We start from the raw sequence: 21049 nt of genomic DNA on the forward strand, positions 1-21049 counted from the left end.
TTGTCTAACTCGATTAAAAACAACTCCTGACTTTGCTTTTGAACCTTACCATCCTTTACCCCAGCATCAATAAAGTGACTAAAGTTTTTAAACTTCTTGCCTTCCATTGAAAGTCTAGTCAATTAGTTTAGGCTAAATACTCAGTCGAAGGGATGACACGAAGCTCGGCAGGAAACTAGGAATTCTGCTGCTGAGACATTACCAAAAACTTGCGCTTTAGAGGATGTTTGAAAAGTTCTCTTATCGGTATCAAAAGTTTTAGATCCCCCTAAATCCCCCTTTTCAAGGGGGACTTTGACTCCGGCTCCCCCCTTTTTAAGGGGGGTTAGGGGGGATCTAAAGTGCCTAAAGTTACAGAAAAATAATTTTCAAACATCCTCTTATGACTGAATCCTATCTCATTTATCTAACAAAGTTTAAACATTCAGTTTTGGCGGAAATACCCTAGCTAAATCAAGAGATAAATCAGGAAAACAGGGAAAAGTTATTACCTCATTTGACAAAAAAATTTGCTTATTTGAATAACCATATCTGCCTTGATTATCCTGATATGGTTCACTGTAAGCTTCCAAATAATTATCGAATAAATTGAATATCCAATAATCAGTAATACCCGCTTTAGCATAGAGAGGTATTTTCACATCTTGGTCATAAGCTAAAGAAGAATCTGAAACCTCCATCACCAATAACACATCAGCCGCTTTAGGATGAGCCGACAGATAATCATCAGCACGGTTTTGAACAATCGCAAAATCTGGTTCAGGTTCACTGTTAGGTGGCAAAGCAATCGGGGCTTGAGATTGCAAAGTAGCCTTGTCTCCCAGGATTTTGGGGAGTTCCTTCCACAGTTTTCTTAAACAAGTTTCATGAGCTTTACCTTTGGATGCCATCTCAATAATTTCCCCGTTGATTAATTGAATGTGGTCATCTTCATGAAAAAAGCCCAATTCTCCAAGCCTGTGGTATTCATCTAGTGTGAAGCGTTTAGCCTGAGCAATACTCATAACCTTACCTTTCTCTGATTGCCATAATACTTATTCTAAATGTGTCAGAAATTGGTATGCTAAAGGACAAGACTCGCTATGAACAGCAAACAATGTCCGCGCCTACTATCAATCCCACCATCACTGCCTTTCCTTTGAGTGCCGTAGTCGGTCAAGAAGCAATTAAATTAGCGTTGCTGTTAGCCGCAGTTGATCCTGGTTTGGGAGGAGTGGCGATCGCAGGTCGTCGCGGTACGGCAAAATCTGTGATGGCTCGTGCTATTCATGCTCTACTACCGCCGATTGAAGTTGTCAAAGGCTCAATCAGTAATTGTGACCCCAACCACCCCGAAGAATGGGACGATCAACTGTTGGCGGAGTATGCAGACAAAGACATTGAAGATGTCCCCGTTGAAATTATCCCCGCGCCTTTTTTACAAATTCCTCTAGGTATTACAGAAGACCGACTATTAGGTTCAGTAGATGTGGAAAAGTCGGTAAAACAAGGTGACACGATTTTTCAGCCGGGATTACTCGCTACAGCAAACCGGGGTGTACTGTACGTAGATGAAATTAATTTATTAGATGACCAAATATCAAATCAGCTTTTAACAGTATTATCTGAAGGACGCAACCAGATAGAACGGGAAGGGATTAGTTTTCAGCATCCGTGCAAATCTCTATTTATTGCCACCTACAATCCCGAAGAAGGCGGATTACGGGAGCATTTGTTAGATAGAATTGCGATCGCCCTCTCTGCTGACGGTGTACTCGGCTTAGATCAAAGAGTAGAAGCAGTTGAAGTGGCGATCGCTTATTCTAAATCTCCCCAAGACTTCCTCAAACAGTACAACGAAGATTTAGACTCCCTGAAAACCCAAATCATCTTGGCACGAGAATGGTTGAAAGAAGTCATCATCACCCATGAACAAATTGCCTACTTAGTAGATGAGGCGATTCGCGGCAAAGTTCAGGGACATCGCGCTGAGTTATTCGCCACGCGGGTAGCTAAAGCTGCGGCGGCTTTGGAGGGACGAACAACAGTTAATGCCGAAGATTTGCGCCGTGCTGTAGAACTGGTGATTGTACCACGCGCCACAGTTGTGCAGACACCACCACCCGAACAAGCACCACCACCACCGCCACCGCCACCGCAACAGAATCAAGAAGAACCCCAGGACGAATCAGAAGAGGAACAAGAGGAACAAGAAGAAAAAGAAGAAAATCAAGAGCAAGAACCCCCTAGCATCCCGGAAGAATTCATTTTTGATCCAGAAGGGGTAATCCTTGATGACAACGTGCTGTATTTCACTCAAATGGCGAAGCGGCAAGGTAAATCTGGTAGTCGCAGTGTCATCTTTTCTGATGACAGGGGACGCTACATTAAGCCGATGTTGCCCAAGGGGAAAGCGCGACGCATTGCAGTAGATGCCACGCTGAGAGCAGCGGCTCCTTATCAAAAAGCCCGAAGAGAAAGACAACCAAATAGAAAAGTTATTGTAGAACAGCCTGATATTCGCTCAAAACGCCTAGTACGCAAAGCGGGGGCGCTGGTAGTGTTTGTGGTAGATGCTTCTGGCTCAATGGCCTTGAATCGAATGCAATCGGCTAAAGGTGCGGTGATGCAACTGTTAACAGAAGCTTATCAAAACCGCGACCAAATAGCATTAATTCCCTTTCGGGGGGAACAAGCAGAGGTATTATTGCCTCCAACACGTTCTATTGCTTTGGCGCGTAACCGTTTGGAAAGGTTGCCCTGTGGTGGGGGTTCGCCCTTAGCGCATGGTTTAACTCAAGCTGTGCGCGTCGGCTTAAATGCTCAGATGAGTGGAGATATTGGGCAAGTTGTCCTTGTAGCAATCACCGATGGGCGGGGTAATATTCCCTTAGCGCGTTCTTTAGGTGAACAGCTAGAACCAGGAGAAAAGCCAGATATCAAAGGAGAATTATTAGAAATTGCTGCCAGAATCCGGGCTTTAGGGATGCAACTATTAGTAATCGATACAGAAAGTAAATTTGTATCTACTGGCTTTGCTAAAGAATTATCGCAAACAGCAGGTGGTAAATATTATCATTTGCCAAAAGCCACAGATCAAGCTATAGCTGCTATGACCAAAGGTGCGATCGCTGATTTAAAATCTCGATAATTAGTCATTACTCATCGCATTTTTGACTTAGCACGACTAACCAAAAAAATTCCCTTAATTAAACCTTTGCGCCCCTCTGCGCTTACCTCTGCGCCCCTTTGCGTTTAAATTCCAACCCTCAAATCACTACGACCCAGTAGGCATTACCTGCGGTTGTAAATAGCAAATCAAATCTTGGATTCCCTTTTGCAGATACCGCGTTACCGTCATCGGACTTGTGCCAATATTCTTAGCCGCATCCTTGCGAGAAAGTTCCTTCAAAAACACCATTTCAACTGCCATGCGGGGTTTTTCTTCCAACATATTGATTGCACCTTGCAGTTGTTGGCGTTCTTCTTCTTGTTGTAGAAGAACATGAGAACGAGGACAAGGAAGTGCCTCACCCAAAGTTATTTGACAATCAACATAATTAACTGCGGTTGCATCTAAACTCAAAGGCATCCGGTTTTGAGCAGCCAACTTGGTTTCTTGCCATTCTTGCACAGATACCCGGAGATGGCTGGCAATTTCAGCATCCTTGGGCTGGCGACCTAAAGACATTGCCAAATCCTTGCGAATCTTTTGCCCTTCATTATATAATTCTTGCCAACGGCGGGGGATTTTTAATAGAGTACTGCGATCGCGCAAAAAGTGCAGCATCTCACCGCGAATATATGGCACAGCAAAGGAACTAAAAGCGTATCCTTGGCTAGGGTCGAAACGCTCAATTGCCCTAATCAAACCAAAATAACCGATTTGTTCTAAATCTTCATAAGGTTCATTACATTGATGGCTAAATTTATGAGCCATCTTCCGTACTAAGCCAGTATGTAACTGTACAAGTTTATTACGAAGTTTAATAGAGGGATTCTGGTGGTACAAGTGTAATAATTCTATACCATCAGTTCGTAAAGAGGACTCACTTGCTGCCATATACATTCCTTTGTTGTAACTCCTATTCCTCAGAAAATGGAGCTGCGTATATTTTCTTTTAAGCTGTTATTATTTTGCTTAGTCAGGGCAGAATAAGCCATCGTCGTTTCACTGAACTTATAAGGGGCTGCACTCCATAATTCAGTATTTGTACGCATGATTTTGTTAACCCCTATATTGCAGGTTCTGTTTGTTTTTCACATAAAAATTCAAACTTTACATCGTCTTTTTTCTTTAGTTGTCTCTTAAATTAGGCAATCCCTTGCTGGTTTATCGCCATAAATCTCGGTAAGAATAGGAATAGGCAGAACGTTTTTCTAAAAAATAGTTTTTCAATATGAGCAATACCAGTAATTTTCGTGAAGCTATCCGTGAGGCTAAATCTCACGCCCTCGTTGGCCCAAACGTAATCGCCAACGCCCTCCCCTACGTCGGTGGTGGATTGGTGCTAACGGCATTAGGAACCTACGGCGGTTTAGGAGTTATCCGTACTAACCCCGGAATCTTCTTTCCCACCTTCATTGGTGCGGTGATTTTGGAGTTAATTTTGTTCTTTGTTGCCCAAAATGTTGCCCAAAAAGGTAACAAGGCTCTTGCATTACCCCTGTTGGCAACCTACAGCCTCTTATCTGGATATACTCTCAGTGGTTTAGTATTTGTCGCTTTGAGATCCCAAGGTGTTGGCATTCAAGGTATTGGGTTGGCTGCCCTTGGTTGTGGCGTCACTTTTATTTTCGCCCGTCAAATTGGTTCAAATCTTTCTGAACAAGATGGCATGGCTTTGACAAAAACCATCAATCTTGGCGTTATCGCTTTGGTGGTTGTGTGCCTTGCCCAATTCGCGTTTGCCATGTTTGGTGTTTACACGCCAAATTGGTTAGAAATTGCCATCTCCGGTTTAGGAGTATTTCTATTTGTTGGGGTTTCTGTCGTCGATTTCTACATCTTGCCCCGCACTTACAGCGATGACCAATATCTACCTGCTGCTTTGTCGATGTACCTCACCTACATCAACTTGTTCGTCTTTATCTTGCGGTTGCTAATTTCCATAAATGGCCGCAATTAATTGTCTGTAGGCAATAACAAAAGTAAAGTTTTATAAAGTAAAACCCGTGGTTAAATTTTCAGCAGCCACGGGTTTTTCATCGTTTTAATAGTAGAATATGTAGATAAGTTAAGCCTCAAGTGAGCAAAACTATGCTTGAATTCTTAAATATCAAAATCGAAGTAGAAAAGTTGTCTAATATCTTAGGTAAGGCCGAAGACTGTCTTTGACCTCCGATATTTGACTGGAAGAATTCAATATTTAGATCAAGTAATTGCTCAACCAGATTTTTGGAATAATCCAACCCGTGCTTATGAAGTCCTTCAAGAAATTGAATACTCCATATTCTACAAGCATCAGCAATATCAGCGCTGGTGTTCGATTTTAGAAGATATTAAGGCTGCGCTGGAATTGCTGGAATTATCAGCCGATGAGCAATTGTGGCAAGAGGCGCAAAGCAACCTTACCCAACTCCAAAAAGAACTCGAAACAGCAGAAATACGACAGTTATTGTCTGACCCCCAGGACAAAAAAGGTGCATTTCTCACTATTACTGCTGAGGTTGATAATGCAGACAGTCAATACTGGGCATATATGTTGCTGCAAATGTACTGCCGTTGGGGAAAAAGCCACAATTATCCATTGGATGTAGTAGAGATTTATGAGGGCAATGAGACCGGAATTAAATATGCAACTTTAGAAATTACAGCAAGTTGTGCATACGGCTACCTCAAATCAGAAACAGGCACACATCAACTACAGCAAATATCGCCCTTTGATGTTACTAACAGCTTGCGGACGAGTTTAGCTAGTGTAGAAGTTTTCCCAATATTGGGTGAGTCTGTTGAGTGGGAGATTCCAGAGAAGGATTTGGAAATTACTTATTATCGTCATCGGGGGAATGTCAACCGCACAGAAATATGGGTAAAGATAGTTCATATTCCTACTGGGATTAGTGTATCTTGTAACCAAGAGCGTAGCCAAATGCAAAACAAGGAAAAAACCCTAGCTATTCTCAAGAGTAAACTGTTTGCGATGGCTACGGCTGGCTACGCCTACGCACTGTCCCAAGGTGTCCAGCTTGACAAAATTCAATCCCGGCAGATAGGATTTATATCCAACAACCTCATCAGGGAATATATCTTGCATCCTTACACCAAGGTAAAAGATTTACGCACCAATGTAGAAACACCTGCTGCGGTAGAGGTTTTGAACGGTAAAATTGATTTGTTTATCAAAGCCTATCTGCAACAGCTAAATCACACTACTTCAGTTACCCAAGAAGCGCTTGATAATTCCGAGTAACTTTTGTAACTTAATATAAGTGGTGCAGAAAAAATTTGCCCAACTACAGCTAAAATCAAGAAACATAAGTAGAATAAAGAGCAATTTTCCAATCCCAATAGCTCTATCTATCATTCAGCAACCATTATGGATGTCCTAGAACTCAAACGCGAAATCGAAACGTTGTCTGGCCGCCTGGGTAAAACCCAGGAGTATCTTTGACGTACCTGCACTGACAGCCAAAATTCAAGACCTCGAAAAAATATCAGCACAGCCAGAATTTTGGGATAATCAAACCGAAGCCCAAGAAACATCAAAAGAACTCAACGACCTGAAAGCCCATCTCGAACAATACCATCGCTGGCACGCCAATTTAGAAGATACTAGGGCAGTTGTTGAATTATTGGAGTTAGAAACCGATGAGGCACTACTCCAAGAAGCAGAATCTACCATCACTAAGCTAAATCGTGACCTGGATCAGTGGGAGTTACAACAGTTACTTTCTGGTCTCTATGATGCCGAAGGTGCTGTACTGACGATTAGTGCTGGTGCTGGTGGTACAGACTCCCAAGACTGGGCATTTATGCTGATGCGGATGTACACCCGTTGGGGCGAAGCTCATGGCTATAAAGTAACTTTAGCTGAAGAGTCGGAGGGTGAGGAAGCTGGAATTAAATCGGCAACCCTAGAAATTACTGGTCGCTATGCTTATGGTTACTTGCGATCGGAAATGGGTACACATCGCTTAGTACGGATTTCACCTTTTAATGCCAACGGTAAGCGACAAACCAGTTTTGCAGGGGTGGAAGTGATGCCGCAGATAGATAATTCTGTGCAGTTGGATATTCCAGATAAAGATTTGGATATCACCACAACTCGCTCTGGTGGTAAAGGTGGGCAAAATGTCAACAAAGTAGAAACTGCGGTGCGGATTGTTCACCTTCCCACTGGTCTAGCCGTGCGCTGTACAGAGGAGCGATCGCAACTCCAAAATAAAGAAAAAGCCCTAAATCGCCTCAAAGCAAAGCTGTTGGTCATAGCCAAAGAGCAACGCGCCCAAGAAATTGCCGAAATTCGTGGCGATATGGTAGAAGCCTCCTGGGGAAACCAAATCCGTAACTATGTATTTCATCCTTACCAAATGGTGAAGGATTTACGTACAAATACAGAAACAACGGCGATTGGCGATGTGATGAATGGCGAACTTGATCCATTTATTCAAGCTTATCTGCGCCAAGAAAATAAATTAGTAGAAAACGCTTCTGCATAATTTGGGATTATTTACAAGTGCTAAGTAATTATTTTTAATATTACTTAGCACTTGTTATTTATTTTTTAGTATTTAAGATTAGCGCGACGCCGAATAGCCCGTCGTAGACATCGCACGATTTCCTCTGATTGGGCTTTTTCAGAGAAATTCCTGAGTAATATACAGGCGATCGCCATTCTATTCCAGACCAACTGTTACAGTTATAAAAGAGTCTGTGGACAAATAACTATGAGCAACACTCCTTCAACAGAACCTCAACCTAGCTACGTAAAACTCGCCATGCGAAACATGGTGCAAAAGGGTGGAACTTCCCTAAAGCATTTTGCGTTAACTGCCGTAGGACTTTTATCTCTCCTTGTTGGTCTTGCTTACCTAACTCACTAAGCTATGAGAGCAACTGGTGAGAGTTATCATGAGTCATTAGTCATTTATATTTCAAAGGATAGATGACTAATTGCCTTAAAACAGTGTTAACGACAAACTATAAACCTCAGACTAGGAGACTGTGTGCCCCTGAGCGTTGAACTATACGTGGAGGATGATTTTTACGAGTTGTCCCCGACAACATCTATAAAAATTGATGATACTGATCCCCGAATTCCTCCTGAAACTTGGGAAAATTGGTTTAATCAGTGGTTGGAAATACTTCACCCTCAAATTCCCTCAGCGCCAAGTTATGAGATAGGGCTGCGTTTGACAGATGACTCGCAAATTCAAGAACTGAATGCCCAATATCGTCAACAAAATAAGCCTACAGACGTTTTAGCCTTTGCTGCTTTGGAGGTGGATTTTCCTCAAAGCAAGGAGATGCTTGCTTCTGTACCATTATATTTAGGTGATATAATTGTGTCTGTAGATACAGCACAACGTCAAGCTCAACAGCAGGAACATAGCTTACCAACTGAGCTAGCCTGGTTAGCTAGTCACGGTTTGTTACATCTCTTGGGCTGGGATCATCCTGATGAAGAAAGTTTGGGGCGAATGTTAGAACAGCAAGTGAGATTGCTGAATGCGGTAGGTATTCCTATTGACATGGAATAACAGTAGCTTGTGTATTTCTATAGTGTTAATTTTGGATAATACTTTTATAATACTTCTGTGGAAAATTGCTTAAAGATTGCCTCAAAGTTAATTCTGCCATTAAAATCGGCGAATATTCCGACTGTAGCAACTCTGTTTTTGTGTTTTTAAGTCTATGTCCCAAAAAATTTCTCCATCACCAACGCCTACCTCGTTACAAACACTTGTGTCTAACGAACGGGAATTCTCCTGGAAAGTAGCCTCTAATTTATTTGTTAGTTTTAAATATGCCTGGGCTGGAATCAGCTATAGTTTTCAAACTCAACGTAATTTTCGCATTCACGTAAGTGTTTGCGCGTTAGCGATCGCTTTAAGCGTTTTTTTACATCTGCAAGCGGTAGAAATAGCAGTAATTGGTGTAACTAGTGGTTTAGTTTTGGCATTAGAGTTACTAAATACAGCAATCGAGTCTCTTGTGGACTTAACCGTTAAGCAGACATACCATGAATTGGCAAAAATTGCTAAAGATTGTGCGGCTGGTGCAGTGCTTGTTTCTGCTTTGGTAGCGGTGCTGGTAGCTGGTACGCTATTGCTCCCTCCTCTGGTAAAGTTAATTATATCGACTTTGTAGACGTGATTTGCCTTCGCCAAGTGAGCCGATAAGACGATCGCACTCTGTCCGATCCCCTGGAGAACACATTATAAGCAATTCAAAAGTGAGGCGATGTTTACGACGGGCTATTCGGCGTCGCGCCAAGCATCCTGGGTAAAGGATTACTTGGTAATCTTTAGCCGTCCACGTCAGCGTTATTTTTACACCTAGCGAACAAATAGCATGAGATATTTGTCTATGCTTTTTGCAACTGATGAGTGGTAAAAACCAGGAGTTATCAGCTTTGATTATAGTTATCGACAATTACGACAGTTTTACATATAATTTAGTGCAATATCTGGGAGAATTGGCAGCAGAATTCTCAGTGGCAGATGATATTAAAGTTTTTCGTAACGATAAGATATCCATAGATGAGATTCGGGCATTAAAGCCGGAAGCCGTGGTTATTTCTCCAGGTCCAGGTCGCCCGGAAGATGCCGGTATTTCTTTAGAATTGATTGAACAGCTAGGGCAAGATTTGCCAATTTTGGGCGTTTGTTTAGGACATCAAAGCATCGGTCAAGTGTTCGGTGGTAAAATAATTGCTGCTCCAGAGTTGATGCATGGCAAAACTTCTCAAGTGTCTCACACTGGGGTGGGGGTTTTTCAGGGATTAGAAAATCCTTTAATTGCCACCAGGTATCATAGTTTGGTGATAGAACGTAAGACTTGCCCAGATGTGTTAGAAATCACCGCTTGGGTTGAAGATAACACCATTATGGGAGTGCGACACCGGAAATATCCTCATATTCAGGGCGTCCAGTTTCACCCCGAGAGTGTCCTGACATCTTCAGGAAAACAGTTATTGCGAAATTTTCTGGAACAGTTACAGTCGAGAGCATAATTAATGAAACGACGACAGTTGATGGGCTATGCTGGGGCGGGGTTAGTCACAGCTTTGGTTACTAACTTGGGTTCTGAATATCAAGCTGACGCACAATCTAGCGGTTTATCAGTTCAGTGGTTGGGTCATACTTGCTTTCTTTTTACTGGTGGCGGTGCGAAAATTCTCGTCAATCCATTTCGGGCGGCCGGTTGTACTGCTGGGTATCGTCAACCAAAAGTTGCAGCAGATTTGGTATTGATTAGCAGTCAACTGCTGGATGAAGGTGCTGTGGACGTACTACCGGGAAATGCAAAACTCATCTACGAACCGGGAGTTTACGAGTTCAAAGGCATTAAGTTTCAAGGAATTGCCATAGACCACGATCGCAAAAGTGGTAAGCAGTTTGGTTCAAATACCGCTTGGAGTTGGAAGCAAGGCGGAATTAATATCCTACACTTAGGCGGAGCTGCTGCACCCATTTCCATTGAGCAAAAAATCTTGATGGGGCGTCCCGATGTCGCATTCATTCCAGTGGGAGGCAGTGCAAAAGCCTACAATGCTGAGGAAGCAAAGCAGGCTGTTCAAATTTTAAATCCCAAGATAGTGATTCCAACCCATTACCGGACACAGGGTGCTGATGCTGCTAAGTGCGATATTTCACCACTGGATAATTTTCTGACCTTGATGCAAGGTATGACAGTACGGCGTAGCGATGGAGATAGTATTTCCATTAACTCGAAAGATTTGCCGGAAAATAGCGTGATTCAGGTTTTAAGTTACAAATTTTGAGTTAAAACTTTTCAGAATCACAGGAGTAGGGGAAGCAGTGGAAGATTTCTAACTCCTAACTCCTAACTCCTAACTCCCAACTCCCAACTCCCAACTCCAGCTTTTAAAACGTATACCACTCTCCGGTAAGCTTATCTGCATCGCTGATGGGAGTCTCAACCGCCGTCGTCCCATCTATAGTCCAAATTTTGTCTGCACCGGCTGTCTGATCGCGCCAGTAGATGTCGGTCTTGCCATCGCCGTTGAAGTCGCCAAGGGATGGTGTCAAGGCAGCGTTATTAGCCGGTAAGAAAGCTTCAGTAGCAACTGTTGTACCATCCATCAACCAAGCAGTATTCGCACCAGTTGTGCCATTGTGCCAGAAGATGTCGGTCTTGCCATCGCCGTTGAAATCGCCAATTTTAGAAGTCCAGGCTGAGTCAAGTGTCCCCAAAGCGCCTTCTGTGACTAAGATACCATTCATCGTCCAAACCTTGTTCTCACCAGTTTGAGCGTTTCTCCAGAGAATGTCAGTCTTATAGTCGCCGTTGAAATCACCGAGGCTAGCAGTCCAGGCGGCATCTTGTGATTGCAGCGCCAATTCAGTCTTTTGTGTACCATCCATAAACCAAGCGGTGTTATCGCCGGTTGTCTGATTGCGCCAGAAAATATCACTCTTACCATTGCCGTCAAAATCAACAATGGTAGGAGTTAGCGCTGGGTCTGTTTTATCTAAAACAGTTGCATTCAAAACGGTGGTGCCATCCATCTGCCAAATAGCGTTCTCACCAGTTGTAGCATTATGCCAGAAAATATCGGTTTTGCGATCGCCATTGAAATCGCCAATCTGAGGAGTCCACGCTGGATCAACGCTAGTTAGAGAAGCCGCAGTACCAACTTTGGTTCCATCCATCAACACAATGCTATTTTCGCCGGTTGTCTTATTGCGTAATAAGAAGTCGGTTTTGCCATCAGCATTGAAGTCGGCAATTTTGTAATCATAGGCAGTTAGGTCAAATTTACCTAAAGAACCCTGTTCCATAACTTTTGCACCATCCATCAACCGAATGATAATCTCACCGGTTGTAGAATCTACCCAAACTTTGTCCGTTTTGCCATCACCGTTAAAGTCAGGAGTAATCGCCGCACTAGTTAAGTAAGGATTAGGATTAGGATTTGATGATGCTTTGACAGGCGTGGTTGCTGCTTCAGTTTGTAGTGTTGGTGAGGAACTCTTACTCAAAAACCCCACCGGATCATAATTTAAATTCTCAAAAGAATTTGTCAAGATTTGTGATTTGGCAAAAGAGTCTGATGCCCATTTAGATGTATTCAAAGCTAAGGGTGAGGAATTCGTACTTTCAGGCATGGTGTATTTTTATCATTGGTTATCATATTTTTTTAACTTTTTTTGATAATCTCTTTCTGTAATTAAATAACATTTACGAGAGTTTTAAGATTTCTTTATAATTATTTTTTCTTTATTAATGTTGTTTTTTCAAGATAAATATCTATTTACTTTAAACGATTCAGATAAATTTTTCAAGTTCTATATAAGCAATTCTAAAATTCATTTTGTGCTTTATAATATGATAAATTCCAGAGAAAAGTTGTTTATCTAATTTATTTTATGAATAACTAGATCCCGGACTTATTAAAGAAGTCCGGGATCTGAGCTTTTCAAGATGAGTAGGTAAGCGTAATTAAATATCTATATCAAACCTCAACCTCAATCCTTCTCCTTATTATTGTCGGGGTCAGCCGAATAGAGGGTGAGGTTTTATATTTAATTTGACCTACTTACTTAATTGAGTATTCTCGAATGATTTATGACTTGAGTGAAAACAAATATTGGTTATAGGACTTACGCAAAAAACCTCTCAAACTCTTATTTCTCCGTGTCCTCTGCGTCCTCTGTGGTTCGATTTTCCCTTACCTGTGCGTAAGTCCTGGGTTAGAATAACTTAGATTAGCAACTATTAAGAGGCAGGAATGCATCCTTTAGTTGCCAAAAGTGTAAAATAACACAATACTTTTATAAAGACATCAGCTATGCAAGCAGAATATCGGCAGCGTCGTGAGCAGTTAATGGCAAAAATTGGTGATGGTATAGCCATTTTTCGCAGTGCGCCAATGGCAGTGATGCATAACGATGTCGAGTATGTTTATCGCCAAGATAGTGATTTTTTCTACTTGACTGGTTTTAATGAACCACAAGCAGTAGCAGTGTTAGCACCGCATCATTCAGAACATCGGTTTGTGCTATTTGTCCAACCAAAGGATCGCGAAAAGGAAGTATGGACTGGTTACCTTTCTGGGGTAGATGCAGCCAAAGAAATTTATGGTGCTGATGAAGCGTACCCCATTAGCGAGTTAGATGAAAAGTTACCACAGTATTTGGAAAAAGCCAGCCGGATTTATTATCACTTAGGACGCGATCGCACTTTCAATGACCAAATCCTGAGACATTACCAAAGTCTACTACGAACTTATCCTAAACGCGGTACGGGGCCGATCGCCATTGAAGATACTGGCCCCGTTCTCAATAGCATGAGATTGATAAAAAGTCAAGCTGAGTTGGGGTTGATGCGTCAAGCAGTTGCGATCGCAGTCGAAGCACACAATTATGCCCAAGAAATCGCCGCACCCGGACGTTATGAGTACGAAATTCAGGCGGAGATGGAACGCATTTTTCGAGTGCGGGGTGGGTTAGGTCCGGCTTATCCTTCGATTGTGGCTTCTGGGGTGAATGCTTGCGTACTGCACTACATTGAAAATAATCGTCAAATGCAGGATGGAGAATTACTGCTAATTGATGCCGGTTGTGCTTACGGTTATTACAACTCGGATATTACGCGGACATTTCCTGTGGGTGGTAAATTTACGCCAGAACAAAAGACGCTGTATGAGATTGTTTTAGAGGCGCAAAAACAAGCGATCGCTCAAATTAAACCAGGTAATCCCTTCAAATTAGTTCATGATACAGCAGTGCGCGTCCTCACGGAAGGTTTAGTTGAACTGGGTATCCTCAAAGGTGAAATTGATAAGTTAATTGAAGAAGAGAAATATAAACCATATTATATGCACCGCACCAGTCATTGGTTAGGGTTGGATGTTCATGATGTGGGTGTTTACCAGCACGGTGAAGACAAACCGCAGATTTTACAACCAGGCCAAATTTTGACAGTGGAACCGGGATTATATATTGTGCCTGATACCAAACTACCAGAAGATCAACCTGAGACTGATCCTCGATGGATTGGTATTGGTATTCGGATTGAGGATGATGTGTTAGTTACATCTGATGGACATGAAGTGTTAACTGCGGGAGTTCCCAAAGCAGTGGATGAAGTGGAAAGATAAAAAATGGGGATGGTACGAACTATCCCCAAACTAAAATTGAGGACAAGCCATCAGAGTCGTTGTCAGAATTCCTAAGATTTTGTCTATTTCTTTAATAAAGTAATCGTTCTTATCGATAAAAATGGTATTCTCAGAAAGTTTGAGAAATTTCCAATCTGTTCCTGTTGTAACTACACCATAAATTTCATTGATAATATTTCCTTGTTGCTGGTTAAACAATTGAGATGCAAACATTGTGGCAATGCATTGTCCTAAAGCAGATTTAATACTCTCATTTTTAGCTTCTACAATAGTCACAACAGGACTAGTAATATCATATTGTTCTGGTGAACAACTGAGAATAAAATCACAGCGTCCTTCTAAGTCTTTAGAAGCATCTACATTAAACTCTGAACCAGAAAATATACTAATTTGGGATTTAAAAAAGCGTTTAACTTCAATTAAAACAGGCATAATAATTAGTTCAGAACGAGCTTTTTCTGTATTTATTGCTGTCACCAATGGTAGATGCTCAGAGAAAATCAAATTTAGATATTCACTAGGTGAAATTGCTTGCACATCTACAAATAAATCTTGATTTTCAACAAAGATTAATTTAAAGTCTGTTTTTACTTTACTAAGATTAAAGGCGCTGTACGGCACTGTATCACCTCTCAATCACGCTTAACTGCATGGTATCATCTTGGGAGTAAAGTGCAGCGATGCCTACGGTGGTCACTGAGCGCGGCCGTTGTGCAGCAAGCTACGCAAGTTGCGGAAGTTAGGGAAGTAAGTTTAATGATATCTCAAATTAAGAACAGCCTTCAACAAATTCAACTTCCGGTAGTTTACCTGAGCGAAACTGAGTAACACGCTTACCATCAGTCTCGAATACCACACGATAGTTCTGGTTAGCACGGTCTTTCGGGATAAATGTCAAGTAATGGCCGTCTTGGACGTATTTATGAGGTGTGACTTTAATTTGTCCTGGGTAAAGAGACTTGATTTGCGCTTCTGTGTCGCCAATTTTTGCACCTTTGAGGGTAGTAATCTGGGTATTTTGCCGCACATCTACTCTAGAAATGCGACCTTTTGTAACCATAAACGAAAGATTTTTGGGTTGGTTTTGTGGCTTAACATAGTAGCAATTATTATTAGGTGCATCGCCCACTAGCTTAGTACCAGCAGCCTTTGCCGCTTGGGAAACAGTCATCCCAACTCGAACACGTCCGACACCATTAATGAACAATTTTGATTGATTTGTCAGTTTTGCCTGTGCTACAACTGTGCTGACAGTTAAAGAAGAAACTGCCAACGTTAAAAAAGCAAGAGTTAATAATTTAGCTTTCATAAATTGTGTAAATCAAAGTGGGTAGATTTATGTATACATTCTCTGTGCTGCCAGTTTCGGATTTTCTAAATTGGTGATTGGCGAAATTCTGATATTACTTCAATTAAACCTTAATAATTGGTTTTTATCAGCTATGATCTTCCTCATCCATAGATTTAAAAAGAGTACTTCCAGTTTGCTCATCTGCGATCGCTCCTTGATTATCTCCCAAATGACGACGAATTTGGCTACGCAATATATATGCTGCTGCTGCTTGAGGATTTAGTTGAATTACATAGTTAGCATCTGCGTAGGCGTAGCCCGTCGTAGACATCGCACCTTTGTAATCTTGGAGTTTTTGACGAGTATATCCACGAGAGATATAAGCGTAGGTATCTTTGGCATCCAATTTAATAATTTCGTTGTAATCAGCGATCGCTCCTTGATAGTCTTCCAGATAATTAAGAACTCGCGCTCGCTGGTAATAGACAACATTGACATTTTTGGGGTTAAGGCGCAAAATCTCGTTATAATCTTGAATCGCGCCTTTATAATCTTTTAATCTATTACGAAAGTTGGCACGAGTCATCCGAGATTCAATATCGTGGGGTTTTAAGCGCACAATTTGGTCATAATCTGCTACTGCGCCTTTATAGTCATGCAGTCCCAAACGCGCCCGCGATCGCTTTATATAAGCATTAACATCATTGGGATTTGTACGTAAAGTAGCAGTTGTCATCTCAATTTGTTGTTGTCTATTTTTTCTAATCTGCTCAAGTCTTTGCTGAGAATTTTGAGAGTAATAAGTTAATAAATTTACCCAGCTAGGAGTCATAGCTTGCAGAGTACCTAACATTCCACCTAACAAGCTTACACAGTATATAACTAATAGAAAAACTCTAGTTTTCCATTTACTATGGGATTCGTGGTGCTGTTGAATGAATCCCTTTACTAAGGTGTATCTTTTACTGAAAGGCAAGTTTCCATATCCGAGTTGTTTCAGATACTTGAATATGAAATCCAAAAGATTTTCCTGAGCTATGGGTGGATTTCGTCGCAATTGTTTTTGAAGTTTTTGATTAATTTTAGCACTGCGGAAGCTATTAGGGATACCCATAGCTATCAACATCGCAAATAACAACAACATTGGTCTATCTTTTCCGATAAATCCTAAGATAATCACACCAAAGACTTTAAATAAAACACCAATGTAAGGGAAACGAGAAAACAGCAGTAAATCAGCAATTTGTCCTCCATCTAGAGGATAAACCGGGAGGAGATTGAACAAATTTAGAAATATCAGCGTCCAAGTTGTTTCTCGTACCCAATCAGGATAAGCACTAAGAACCGCCAACCCAATCCCCAAAATTAACCCTGGTAATGGCCCTGCTAAAGATATCCAAAACTTTTGGGTGAGTGTGGCGTCATCTTTACGGGCGGTTGCTAAAGCGCCTAAAAACGGTATGAATAAAACAGAGGTATCACGATAGCCAAACAGTTTCATTGCCAATAAATGTCCGCTTTCATGGAAAAACAGTACAGCGATGAAAATCACCACACTTTGTGGATTAAGAAAGCTTGTATAACTGGCGATAAACAACCCTAGACTACCAAACAAAAGCCAAGTGCGAAATTTTTTACCCACCAAACCTGTTTGAGTGTATTCCATTTGTTTAAATCCCTCAACTTCCAGTTCTATAGGGATTTCTTGTAAAATGCTGGAATCAGTTTTGGCTTGTTGTCTGCGTTGCTTGATGATATTTGCTGCTTTCTTATTACCCTGCGTCATCGGGTTAAACGATCTCAAGATTGTTAACCAATGTATCTGAAATAACTCTGTTCCCTTGATTGGTGATATTTTACCCGTCTTGGCTAAGTTACTAACATAGCCACTCATCTGTGTCTGTAGTGCTTGAGCAAAAGACTCTGGTGATAAACCACAAGGTGTTTTGCTGGTAGTTAATTGTTTGAGATGATCTTGATGAGTTTGCCATTGTACTGATACTTCGCTGGTATAAACATCCTGAACAATAGTGTTGGGAAACTCACCTATAAGTCCATGCTGTTTGCCGTTGACAGTCAGTAATAAAGTTCTATCCTTAAAAAAGGTATAAAACTCTATATCGAATAAATTGACAGGTTCGGCTAAACAACGAATAACTACTGTGGCATAGCTTTTGAGTGCTTTGTTATATAAAAGAAGTTCCCAATTTGTTTGCTGATAGGCTTTGCCCATTGGTTGATATTGCAAATAGCTGCATGGAAGAAAGCCGAATTGCTCTAGTTCTTTAATGGGAGTTTGAAATAAATCTTTTAAATAGATAGGAACAGTCTCAGCCTTTGTAATCTGGTACTTGGGATATTGAATCTGAGATTTGCAAAGTAGTAAAAAGAGAATGAGATAGCGAATAACAATCAGTAGAACGTAAATTGCGATCGGGTAGATTAGGTATTGCATAGCAAGATCAAATTTTTAGTTATACTTAGTATTCCCTGACACAAAACAAAATATCCTAGTATTAATACTTAAAATAAAAATGGGTATAGCCTTTTGACCATACCCATTTCAGTGATTTGAAAACAGTGGTTACAGTTGCGGTACGTACTGCTGTTTTTCAGGGACTTCAGCGTACTCAGCCACAATTTGGCGGAATTCTTCGCCGTCAATGGTTTCTTTCTCGATGAGCAAATCGACTAAGCGATCGGTGACAGTGCGATGGTCACGGATAATCTTCTTCGAGTTTTCGTAGCATTCTTCCACGATCGCTCGCACTTGTCCATCAATGCGAGAGGCGATAGATTCAGAATACTCAGAGCGGGTTGTCCAGTCACGACCTAAGAATACTTCACCCTGCTGGCTTTCCAACGACAATGGCCCTAAATCAGACATGCCAAACCGAGTCACCATTTGCCGCGCCATTCCTGATAACTGCTGCAAGTCTCCACCAGCACCAGTTGTGACTTCCGCAGCCCCAAAAATTACTTCCTCAGCAGCGCGACCGCCCAAAGCACCAGTAATCCTGGCTTTCAACTGAGAACGAGAAATTAACCCTTGTTCTTCGTTGGGAGTAAACCAAGTTAAACCTTGCGCTTGTCCTCTTGGAATCAAGGTAACTTTCTGCACTGGGTCATGGTCTTTTAACAAAGTTCCCACTAAGGCGTGTCCAATTTCGTGGTATGCAATTAAGCGCTTGCTCTTGCTATCTACCAAAGGAGTACCTTCCATCCCAGCGACTACCCGATCGACCGCATCATCAACTTCGCGGAGGGTGACAGCTTCTTTGCGTCTTCTAGCAGTCAGAATTGCTGCTTCGTTGAGTAAGTTGGCTAAGTCAGCACCAGTAAATCCAGGAGTGCGGCGAGCGATCGCATCCAAAGATACACTAGGATCTAATTTCTTGTTCCGCGCATGGACTTGTAAGATTTCCAAACGTCCTTTGATATCGGGTGCATCGACAGTTACTTGGCGGTCAAAGCGACCGGGACGCAACAAGGCTGAGTCTAGTACGTCGGGACGGTTGGTCGCAGCAATAATAATGATGCCTGTATTACCTTCAAACCCGTCCATTTCGGTGAGCAACTGGTTCAGGGTTTGCTCTCTCTCGTCGTTACCGCCACCGATACCAGCACCGCGTTGTCGTCCTACTGCGTCAATTTCATCGATGAAGATGATACAGGGGGCGTTGTCTTTAGCTTTCTTGAACAAATCGCGGACGCGGGATGCACCCACACCAACGAACATTTCCACAAATTCCGAACCGGAAATACTGAAGAAAGGTACACCTGCTTCACCAGCGATCGCTTTTGCTAGTAAAGTTTTACCAGTTCCAGGAGGCCCAACTAACAGCACTCCCTTGGGAATCCGTGCGCCTACTGCGGTAAATCTTTCTGGCTGCTTCAGGAAGGTGACAACTTCTTGCAATTCTTCCTTAGCTTCTTCAATCCCCGCTACATCGTCAAATTTGACCCCGGTTTTCGCCTCCATTTGGAAACGCGCCTTAGATTTGCCGAAGTTCATCGCTTGACCTGGGCCGCCGGGGAGGTTGCTAGAACGCCGGAACAAAAAGAACAGCCCAGTAATCAATAAAACTGGGAATATCAGATTGCCCAACAATCCCCAAATTGCGCCATCATTCCGCATCGGGTGAGCATCAAAACTAATGGATTTTTCTTTGAGCTTGCTAATTAACTCAGGAGCGTTAATAGGCAAATCCACCCGCCACCTTTGGACACGATTTTCAATGTCTGGATCGCGGGCTTCGATAATTGCTGTCCTACCGCCTTCGTACAGATCGACACTGTTGACGCGATCGCCATCCAAGTATTCTAGAAAGCGACCATAGGTCATGCGGGTATTGGCTGCATTCTTACTCATGTCAGTAGGAGCGCCTGCAAAAGCCCCTTGCCAGAAGAAAAAACCAATTACCAAAGCAGGCAATGTCCAGAGTACTACCACTTTCCAAGAGAATTTCATTTTAATTTGCCTCTAGATGCCTATACAATTCATCAGCCTTAGTAACCGAATGTTCATCATGCCACTTTAAGCTGTTAAACGGATGTTTATAAATCCATTTTGTGTAATTTGATCTCTTATATGCACTGCCATACAGCGATTGGCGCATTATGGCGATGCCAACAAGAATCTTAATCAAAGTTAACTTAATTTTAATACAAAATCGCACGAGAAAAGGGAGGGCAACGGGATGCTCTCGCCACGGATAATTTCTCCAGAATGTTCCTTGTGCCGTTCCATCTCTGATTAGGGGGAGTGGGGGAGATGGGGGAGCATCCCAATTTTGGCTTAAATCTTTTCCCTCACCCCCAGCCCCTCTCCCAAACATGGGAGACGGGAGACATAATTCTAGTTCCCCGAATCCCATATGAAGGGATTCGGGGTTAGGGGATGAGGGCTATCAAGGTTTTTGCACATTATTCCCAATACTTTACTTAACTTCTGTAATTTGTAGAGTGTAAGGAAGATACTTACCTTTTTCGTAGGAACCAACCCAAATTTGGTAACTTCCAGGCAGCCATTCACCAATCATGCCAGCATTTTTGCCATCAAAATCGTCATTGCACCAAGTACCACCAGGCCCCTTGATAATGATGGTGGTGTCTTCAGGGCTTTGCACTTGCAGCTTTAGGTAGTCAAATTTACTTGTTAGCGCTAATGTGTGGTCTGGTGTTTCATCAACAAAGCCGGTGCAAGGGCCAGTAGCTGTTTCGCTCCTCCCACCTACTTTACTCCCAGATATTGAACCACCACTCATGCCGCGAACTGTCAGGGGGTCTGGAGAAAACTGAGGGCCAATAGTGACATCTCCAAATATCGTTGGCGTTTCCTGAGCATCAACGGCAGGATTAACTGTCGATGCGATCAAGAGTGTAACTATTATGAACGATAATCTCATCCCTCTATTGAGCGCTTTTGTCGGCATTGTAATTACGTTCGCTTCTAAGTGTTTTTGAA

18 protein-coding genes are annotated in these 21049 nt (G+C 42.1%); 10 read left to right on the plus strand and 8 right to left on the minus strand.

The features are described 5' to 3' along the window. Positions 1-416: 416 nt before the first annotated feature. Complete coding sequence (locus tag V7K32_RS18295; RefSeq protein ID WP_334995230.1) at positions 417-1004, minus strand: Uma2 family endonuclease; 588 nt, start codon at positions 1002-1004, stop codon at positions 417-419. A gap of 92 nt (positions 1005-1096) precedes the next feature. Between V7K32_RS18295 and bchD the strand changes: the two genes are divergently transcribed. Continuing rightward, on the plus strand, positions 1097-3130 hold the full coding sequence (bchD, locus tag V7K32_RS18300) for a magnesium chelatase ATPase subunit D (RefSeq protein ID WP_334995310.1): 2034 nt from the start codon (positions 1097-1099) through the stop codon (positions 3128-3130). A gap of 126 nt (positions 3131-3256) precedes the next feature. Here the strand turns inward: bchD and V7K32_RS18305 are convergent, their stop codons facing one another. Beyond that, positions 3257-4042 carry an RNA polymerase sigma factor SigF gene (locus tag V7K32_RS18305; protein ID WP_118167949.1) on the minus strand — a complete coding sequence of 262 codons (786 nt, stop codon included), beginning with the start codon at positions 4040-4042 and terminating at the stop codon, positions 3257-3259. Between the two features lie 337 nt (positions 4043-4379). Between V7K32_RS18305 and V7K32_RS18310 the strand changes: the two genes are divergently transcribed. The 8 genes from V7K32_RS18310 to V7K32_RS18345 all read left to right on the plus strand — a co-directional run bounded on the left by V7K32_RS18310 (position 4380) and on the right by V7K32_RS18345 (position 10928). Then, entirely contained in the window at positions 4380-5108 is a 729-nt protein-coding gene (locus tag V7K32_RS18310) for a Bax inhibitor-1/YccA family protein (RefSeq protein ID WP_334995231.1), read from the plus strand. A gap of 131 nt (positions 5109-5239) precedes the next feature. Next, positions 5240-6392 (plus strand): PCRF domain-containing protein gene (locus V7K32_RS18315; protein WP_334995232.1). Its coding sequence is split into 2 segments (ribosomal slippage): positions 5240-5314 and positions 5316-6392, totalling 1152 coding nucleotides; the frame shifts between segments, so codons are not numbered across the junction. Positions 6393-6518: 126 nt separating this feature from the next. Further along, positions 6519-7641 (plus strand): peptide chain release factor 2 gene (gene prfB / locus V7K32_RS18320; protein WP_334995233.1). Its coding sequence is split into 2 segments (ribosomal slippage): positions 6519-6590 and positions 6592-7641, totalling 1122 coding nucleotides; the frame shifts between segments, so codons are not numbered across the junction. A gap of 228 nt (positions 7642-7869) precedes the next feature. Continuing rightward, positions 7870-8025 (plus strand): DUF3285 domain-containing protein, encoded by a 156-nt coding sequence (locus V7K32_RS18325; protein ID WP_334744709.1) that lies wholly within the window; start codon positions 7870-7872, stop codon positions 8023-8025. A gap of 129 nt (positions 8026-8154) precedes the next feature. Then, complete coding sequence (ybeY, locus tag V7K32_RS18330) at positions 8155-8682, plus strand: rRNA maturation RNase YbeY (RefSeq protein WP_334995311.1); 528 nt, start codon at positions 8155-8157, stop codon at positions 8680-8682. A 154-nt stretch (positions 8683-8836) separates the two neighbouring features. Next, positions 8837-9292 carry a diacylglycerol kinase family protein gene (locus V7K32_RS18335; RefSeq protein WP_334995234.1) on the plus strand — a complete coding sequence of 152 codons (456 nt, stop codon included), beginning with the start codon at positions 8837-8839 and terminating at the stop codon, positions 9290-9292. 265 nt (positions 9293-9557) lie between these two features. Beyond that, entirely contained in the window at positions 9558-10157 is a 600-nt protein-coding gene (locus tag V7K32_RS18340; RefSeq protein WP_334995312.1) for an anthranilate synthase component II, read from the plus strand. 3 nt (positions 10158-10160) lie between these two features. Continuing rightward, complete coding sequence (locus V7K32_RS18345; protein ID WP_334995235.1) at positions 10161-10928, plus strand: MBL fold metallo-hydrolase; 768 nt, start codon at positions 10161-10163, stop codon at positions 10926-10928. Positions 10929-11031: 103 nt separating this feature from the next. Here the strand turns inward: V7K32_RS18345 and V7K32_RS18350 are convergent, their stop codons facing one another. Then, the gene (locus tag V7K32_RS18350; protein WP_334995236.1) at positions 11032-12276 is read right to left on the minus strand and encodes an FG-GAP repeat domain-containing protein; all 1245 of its coding nucleotides are present in this window, start codon (positions 12274-12276) and stop codon (positions 11032-11034) included. Positions 12277-12959: 683 nt separating this feature from the next. Between V7K32_RS18350 and V7K32_RS18355 the strand changes: the two genes are divergently transcribed. After that, positions 12960-14270 carry an aminopeptidase P N-terminal domain-containing protein gene (locus V7K32_RS18355; protein WP_334995237.1) on the plus strand — a complete coding sequence of 437 codons (1311 nt, stop codon included), beginning with the start codon at positions 12960-12962 and terminating at the stop codon, positions 14268-14270. Between the two features lie 30 nt (positions 14271-14300). Here V7K32_RS18355 and V7K32_RS18360 read toward each other — a convergent pair whose 3' ends face one another. The 5 genes from V7K32_RS18360 to V7K32_RS18380 all read right to left on the minus strand — a co-directional run bounded on the left by V7K32_RS18360 (position 14301) and on the right by V7K32_RS18380 (position 21017). Continuing rightward, positions 14301-14912, minus strand: coding sequence for a hypothetical protein (locus tag V7K32_RS18360; RefSeq protein WP_334995238.1), 612 nt, complete (start codon positions 14910-14912; stop codon positions 14301-14303). A gap of 148 nt (positions 14913-15060) precedes the next feature. After that, positions 15061-15600, minus strand: a complete 540-nt coding sequence (locus tag V7K32_RS18365) for a hypothetical protein (protein ID WP_334995239.1) — start codon at positions 15598-15600, stop codon at positions 15061-15063. 127 nt (positions 15601-15727) lie between these two features. Beyond that, positions 15728-18037 (minus strand): site-2 protease family protein, encoded by a 2310-nt coding sequence (locus V7K32_RS18370; protein ID WP_334995240.1) that lies wholly within the window; start codon positions 18035-18037, stop codon positions 15728-15730. Between the two features lie 129 nt (positions 18038-18166). Beyond that, entirely contained in the window at positions 18167-20053 is a 1887-nt protein-coding gene (gene ftsH2 / locus V7K32_RS18375; protein ID WP_334995241.1) for an ATP-dependent zinc metalloprotease FtsH2, read from the minus strand. Between the two features lie 469 nt (positions 20054-20522). Continuing rightward, complete coding sequence (locus V7K32_RS18380) at positions 20523-21017, minus strand: hypothetical protein (protein ID WP_334995242.1); 495 nt, start codon at positions 21015-21017, stop codon at positions 20523-20525. Positions 21018-21049: the final 32 nt, after the last annotated feature.

Origin of the sequence: Nostoc sp. (assembly GCF_036917635.1) — a bacterium.
Classification (GTDB): Bacteria; Cyanobacteriota; Cyanobacteriia; order Cyanobacteriales; family Nostocaceae; genus Nostoc.

Bases quoted from the DNA above. Each gene is read 5' to 3' on its own strand.
- V7K32_RS18380 (WP_334995242.1), bottom strand. From the start codon at position 21,017: ATGCCGACAAAAGCGCTCAATAGAGGGATGAGATTATCGTTCATAATA.
- V7K32_RS18345 (WP_334995235.1), top strand. From the start codon at position 10,161: ATGAAACGACGACAGTTGATGGGCTATGCTGGGGCGGGGTTAGTCACA.
- V7K32_RS18335 (WP_334995234.1), top strand. From the start codon at position 8,837: ATGTCCCAAAAAATTTCTCCATCACCAACGCCTACCTCGTTACAAACA.
- V7K32_RS18325 (WP_334744709.1), top strand. From the start codon at position 7,870: ATGAGCAACACTCCTTCAACAGAACCTCAACCTAGCTACGTAAAACTC.
- V7K32_RS18350 (WP_334995236.1), bottom strand. From the start codon at position 12,276: ATGCCTGAAAGTACGAATTCCTCACCCTTAGCTTTGAATACATCTAAA.
- V7K32_RS18355 (WP_334995237.1), top strand. From the start codon at position 12,960: ATGCAAGCAGAATATCGGCAGCGTCGTGAGCAGTTAATGGCAAAAATT.
- V7K32_RS18365 (WP_334995239.1), bottom strand. From the start codon at position 15,600: ATGAAAGCTAAATTATTAACTCTTGCTTTTTTAACGTTGGCAGTTTCT.
- V7K32_RS18295 (WP_334995230.1), bottom strand. From the start codon at position 1,004: ATGAGTATTGCTCAGGCTAAACGCTTCACACTAGATGAATACCACAGG.
- ftsH2 (WP_334995241.1), bottom strand. From the start codon at position 20,053: ATGAAATTCTCTTGGAAAGTGGTAGTACTCTGGACATTGCCTGCTTTG.
- V7K32_RS18370 (WP_334995240.1), bottom strand. From the start codon at position 18,037: ATGCAATACCTAATCTACCCGATCGCAATTTACGTTCTACTGATTGTT.
- bchD (WP_334995310.1), top strand. From the start codon at position 1,097: ATGTCCGCGCCTACTATCAATCCCACCATCACTGCCTTTCCTTTGAGT.
- V7K32_RS18305 (WP_118167949.1), bottom strand. From the start codon at position 4,042: ATGGCAGCAAGTGAGTCCTCTTTACGAACTGATGGTATAGAATTATTA.
- V7K32_RS18310 (WP_334995231.1), top strand. From the start codon at position 4,380: ATGAGCAATACCAGTAATTTTCGTGAAGCTATCCGTGAGGCTAAATCT.